Genomic DNA, 5,277 nt, shown 5'->3' on the forward strand with positions numbered 1-5,277 from the left:
CCGCCCGACAGGCTGGCGCCGCCGATCACCACCGCCGCGATCGTGTCCAGTTCGTAGCCGAAGCCGGAGCTCGGCTGGACGGAATCGAGCCGTGCCGCAAGCACGATGCCGGCAAGCCCGGCCAGCACGCCGCAGATTGCATAGACCCAGTTGGTCAGCGAGTTGACCGGTATGCCGGACAGCCTGGCGACTTCGGCGCTGCCTCCGATCGCGTAGAGGCTGCGACCGGTCGCGCGATAGTTGAGGAAGATTGCGAAGATGATCGCCAGAACGATCATCAAGCCGACGGTGACCGACAGGAAACCAAAATGGCGGATGATCGACAGGCTAGTGAACCAGTCGGGGAAGCCGATGATCTGCGAGCCGTCGGTGATCATGTTGGCGAGACCGCGGGCCACCGACATCATGGCCAGCGTGGCGATGAAGGGCGGCAGCTTGGTGACGGTCACGAGCAGGCCCGAAACCAGCCCGCAAAGTCCAGCAACGACAAGCGCTGTGACGATGCCGGCGGGCATGCCGAGATTGAGATGGTCGGGATGGGCGACGAACCCCATCACCATGGCGGCGAGCGCCAGCACGGAGCCGACGGACAGGTCGATGCCGCCGATCAGGATGACCAGCGTCATGCCGATCGCCATGATGCCGAGCACGGTGACCTGGTCGAGCACGTTGAGGATGTTGCGGACGGTCAGGAACGTGTCGGTGGTCAGCGACAGCGCAAGGCACAGCAGCACCAGCCCGATCAGCGGTCCCATGGTCCCGGCGAACAGGGCCGAAAGCTTCGCGCCCGCCGCGGCCTGCGCACCTGGGCCGGCCTTTAACTCGCTTGCACCGTTGCTCAGAGCCATTTTGTCTCCTCCATCAGCGATCCGGCGATGCATCGTCGGCTCACTCTTGCTCACCAGGCACCTCCCTGTGAACAATTTATCTTTGATATGCAATTTTGTTCAGCTAAACTGTTCGTCGGAAAATTGTCAAGGCCCGCCGCATTATTCCACGCCGGTTTGCGCCGCCAGCCGGTTTGCCTTACGAAAGGGCATGAAATGCCGCGTTTCAGGTGCGCTCTCATCCCGCGACTTCGTTTCGGCTGCTTGAGCAGGCCGAGACGGCCAAGACAAAGTAAATGTTCACCATTTTGGCTTTCATCTCACGTTGTAGACGATATCCTGTCGATGTCATAAATCTTGAATCCTGGCACGAGAACGATTTCGTGGCGCTTGGTGGGATACGCCACTTGAATGGCATTTAAGGATTCGGACGACCGCGGGAGGGCAAAAAGATGGCGATGACGGAGAATGAGAAGGCCTCGCGCTTCCCGGATGCCGAGCTTAAGGCACGTGCCGCTTGGCACTATTATGTCGAGGGGCTGACGCAAGAGAGGATTTCGGAGATCCTCGGCATCGGTCGCATCAAGGTGCATCGCATCCTGTCCGCCGCGCGTGAGGAGGGCGTCGTCCAGTTCCGCATCCGCGACAGCGTGGTCGAATGCTTGGTCCTGGAAGAGGCTCTGAAGCAGCGTTTCGGACTGAGCCAGGCGGTTGTGGTGCCGTCGGCCGCCGACCGAACCAACACGCCGCTGATGATCGGCCATGCCGCGGGCGCCTATCTGGCCGACAATGTGAATGCCGGCGATGTCATCGCACTTGGCTGGGGGAGGACGCTGAAATTCGCCATCAACGAATTGCCGCGGCGGCCGATCGGCAGGACGACGGTGGTTTCCATGCTGGGCGGCCTCACCCATGCCCAGCCGCTCAACCCGACCGAGAGCGCCTGGGAATTCGCCGAAAAGATCGGTGCGGAGTGCTTTCTGCTGCCGGTACCGGTCTATGCCGACAGGCCGGAGCAGCGCGAAGCCTTCATGAGCCAGCGCAGCGTTCAGGACGTTGTCTTCCGCGCGCGCCGGGCAAACATCGCCGTGCTCAGCGTCGGATCATTTTCCAACGACAGCCCGATCGCCAATTACGGCTTCATCAAGCCCAGCGAACTCGAGGAATTGCAGGCGGCCGGCGCAGTTGGTGATATTTTATGCCATTTCATCGACGCCGAGGGCCGGCTCGTCGACCATGAGGTCAACCGCCGGGTCTGCGCCTATCCGCTGCAGGACCTGTCGGACATCCCGGCCATCATTCTGGTCTCGGGAGGGCAGGAAAAAATTGCCATCATGCGGGCGGCGCTCGCCAACACCAAGATATCGGTTTTGATCACCGACGAGGATGCGGCCAAGGGCCTGCTCAACCGCTAGCCTCGCTTAGCGCGTCGAGGCGGGCATGGATGTCGCGCGTCGCCCGATAAAGGTCGCGGTAGATCGCCTTGCGCGCGCGATAACCGGAGATCAGCCCCTCGACCGGCTCGACATGCCTGGTTGGCGGCGCGGCCATCGCCTCAGCCGCGGTCTCCGGCGAGGGAAACCATCCGATGGCGGAGGCCGCCAGCATGGCGGCGCCGAGCGCTGCGGCTTCGTTGACCGGCGAGACGGAGAGCGGCCGCTCGAGCACGCTTGCCATGATCCGCATCAGCAGGGCGCAGTTGGTGCCGCCGCCGGCAGCTATCACAGCCGCCGGTTTGCCGCCGGCTTGAGTTTCCATTGCTTCGCTGGCGATGGCCTGCTCGAAGGCGATGCCTTCCAGAACCGCTCGAAAAAGGTGCTTCGGCTCATGGTCCAGCGACAGACCGACAATGGCGCCTCTCGCCGCGCCGTCCCAATAGGGACTCATGACACCGGCCCAATAGGGCATGACAAGCAGGCCCTCGCTGCCGGCGGAAACGTCGACCGCCGCCTTCTCCAGCGCTGCGGCCGACGGCGAGCCGGTCGTGCGAACGATCCAATCGACCAGTTGCATGCCCGAGCGCAGCACGGTCTCCAACATGAAGCCCGAACCGGTCGGCGAGACCAGCGTTCGAAACGCGTTCGACGTCGTGATCTTACCGGAATAACAGCCGCTGACGATGCCCGAGCCAAGCGAGAGATAGCTTTTGCCTTCGGCGTGAACGCCCATGCCGAGGCCCATCGCCTGGCCGTCGCCGGCGCCGGCGACAACAGGCGTGCCGGCCTTCAGGCCGGTCAGCCATGCCGCACTTTCGACAAGTCCGCCGCAGATTGCGCCCGGCGCGACCAGTTCCGGCAACTGGTCCGGCCGGAGTCCTGCGGCGGTAACGAGCTCAGGGTGCCAAGTGCCATTCCTGACGTCGAGCAGCCCGAGCGGATCCGCACTTGCCGTGCTGGTGACCAGATGTGCGGTCAGCCGGTGGACGAAGAAGCCATGCACGTCGACGAGTGCGGCTGCGTCGTCGAGCGTTTGCGGCTGGTGTTCGGCCAGCCAGGCGATCGCATAGAGCGCGGGCGTCGGGTCTGGCGGCTTGCCGCTCCAGTCGCGGATCGTCTCGCGGCCGAACTCAGCCGAAAGCCTGATAACTTGCGGGCGCGCGCGCTCGTCCAGCCACAGGATCGCCGGAATAAGCGGCTTGCCGACGTGATCGATCAGGGTGAAGGTCTCGCGCTGGTGGGCGATGGAGATCGCCGCCACCCGCGAAGCGCCCACCGCCTCAGTGACCTGCTTCAATGCACCGAGCAGCGCGGTCCACCAATGTTCGGCATCCTGCTCGAAATGGCCGGGCTTGGGATTTGAAAGCGGATAGGCTTCGCGCGCCTGGAACAGTTCCTCGCCGTCGCGCGTGAAAGCGATCGCCTTCACGGCCGTCGTCGAGGCGTCGATCCCGATTACGACATCGTCCATCAGGTGGAAATCCAGCGGATTCAGGTGGCGTTCGTAACGAACCGTCCGTCCGACTGGTCGAGACGACGGCGGATCTGGGTTATCACCATCGAATCGTCGGGTACACAGTTTTCGTAGGTGAGGAAATCGCCTGTCTTGACCGGCTTGACCACCTTGGCCCGCTCGGCGAGGCCGAGCGGCAGGGCGCCGCGGGCGCGCGCATCCTTCCAGGTCATGGCGAAGCCGCGATAGTCGCTCTCGCCAATCATGCCAAGCGACTGGCCAAGGCCAAGGTCGCTCTTGGCAACCGCCACCGCCTCGGCGACCGGATGGTCGAGCGGCTCCATGTCGGCGCGCTTGTAGACCACGGCGCGCGCCGCCGACAGCGGCACTTCCAGGCTGGTCAAATGATAGGGGCGGAAGATCGTGAAATAGGGGCCCTTGCCGACCTTGAGGTCGATCATGCGCTCCAGCACGCGCGGATGCCGGGTCTCGATGATGCAGAACACGCCGGGCGCGACGCCCTTGCCGATCGAATAGTCGACCACGCCCTTGCGATGCAGCACGCCGCCATCCTCGCGCGGGCAAAGCACGCTGGCGAGTTCCTCCAGCGTCGCGGTCGGGCCGTGCATGCCGGGCACGTCGGGCACCAGGCCAGTGGCATTGGCGATCGCCACCATCTCGATCGCCGTCTTCGAGCCGTCGACGAATTCGACCAGCATGCGCGCATTCATGTTGCGCTCGGCCGCCTCCTTCTCGTAATCGGCCGGCATGGCGTCGATCTTCAGCGGATTGTTCTTGCCCTTGCCGGCGGCGATGATGTTGAAGCCGAGGCTCTTGGCAAAGCCGATGATCTCCAGCGTGCAGGCCGGCTCGTCGCCGGCCGCACCGGTATAGACGACGCCCGCCTTGCGCGCCTCCTCCTTGAGAAAGCGGCCGATGGTGATGTCGGCTTCGACGTTGAGCATCACGATATGCTTGCCGTTCTTCATCACTTCGAGCGCGAACAGCGTGCCGATGTTGGGATTGCCTGTCGCGTCGATGATGACGTCGATACGGCCGGCGGAAGCCAGCGCATGCAAATCTTCGGTCACCGCGATCTTGCCGGCCTCGATTGCGCGGTCGATATCAGCTGCATTGCCGGCGTGGACGATGTCCGAGCGGTCGTGGCCGGCGAGCAGCGCTGCATCGATCGCCGCCTGCGGCCTGACCTCGGAAATGGCGCCGATCCGCATGCCCGGCATCAACGCCACCTGGACGACGATGTCGGTGCCCATCTGCCCGGCGCCGGCAAGCCCGATGGTGATCGGCCCCTGCTTTTCAGCGCGTTGCAAAAGTTCCGCTGCAAATTGCGGATGGGCCATGTCGCTTCCTCCAGCTCTTGCCGCGCCGCGGCCTCCAAGTCATTTTGAACATTCCTATTTCTAAATGAAAAATATTTCAACCTGCAATTCGGCAGCCTTCTTTCCAAAAATTGTGTGATTCGATTTGTGCGCCCTTGGGATGCTGCTTGGCTGCGCGGTCAGCTAGGGAGCAGAAGGCGGTGATCTCTAGGGATGCAGAC

4 protein-coding genes are annotated in these 5,277 nt (G+C 63.3%); 1 reads left to right on the top strand and 3 read right to left on the bottom strand.

Annotated elements, in window-relative coordinates; all coding sequences use genetic code 11:
* Positions 1-848 (bottom strand): ABC transporter permease (locus EOA85_RS26555; RefSeq protein WP_164759893.1); only part of this gene is annotated, 848 nt, incomplete at its 3' end.
* 431 nt (positions 849-1,279) lie between these two features.
* Here EOA85_RS26555 and EOA85_RS26560 point away from each other — a divergent pair.
* Positions 1,280-2,242 carry a sugar-binding transcriptional regulator gene (locus tag EOA85_RS26560; protein ID WP_127211745.1) on the top strand — a complete coding sequence of 321 codons (963 nt, stop codon included), beginning with the start codon at positions 1,280-1,282 and terminating at the stop codon, positions 2,240-2,242.
* Here EOA85_RS26560 and EOA85_RS26565 read toward each other — a convergent pair.
* Complete coding sequence (locus EOA85_RS26565; RefSeq protein WP_127211746.1) at positions 2,232-3,734, bottom strand: FGGY family carbohydrate kinase; 1,503 nt, start codon at positions 3,732-3,734, stop codon at positions 2,232-2,234. The genes EOA85_RS26560 and EOA85_RS26565 overlap by 11 nt on opposite strands.
* Before the next feature lie 20 nt (positions 3,735-3,754).
* On the bottom strand, positions 3,755-5,077 hold the full coding sequence (locus EOA85_RS26570; RefSeq protein WP_127211747.1) for a homoserine dehydrogenase: 1,323 nt from the start codon (positions 5,075-5,077) through the stop codon (positions 3,755-3,757).
* Positions 5,078-5,277: the final 200 nt, after the last annotated feature.

It is taken from the genome of Mesorhizobium sp. M5C.F.Ca.IN.020.29.1.1 (genome assembly GCF_003997375.1).
Taxonomy (GTDB): Bacteria; Pseudomonadota; Alphaproteobacteria; order Rhizobiales; family Rhizobiaceae; genus Mesorhizobium; species Mesorhizobium wenxiniae.

What these genes read in the sequence shown, in the direction of transcription:
- EOA85_RS26560 (WP_127211745.1), top strand. Translation starts at nt 1,280, where the DNA reads ATGGCGATGACGGAGAATGAGAAGGCCTCGCGCTTCCCGGATGCCGAG.
- EOA85_RS26565 (WP_127211746.1), bottom strand. Translation starts at nt 3,734, where the DNA reads ATGGACGATGTCGTAATCGGGATCGACGCCTCGACGACGGCCGTGAAG.
- EOA85_RS26570 (WP_127211747.1), bottom strand. Translation starts at nt 5,077, where the DNA reads ATGGCCCATCCGCAATTTGCAGCGGAACTTTTGCAACGCGCTGAAAAG.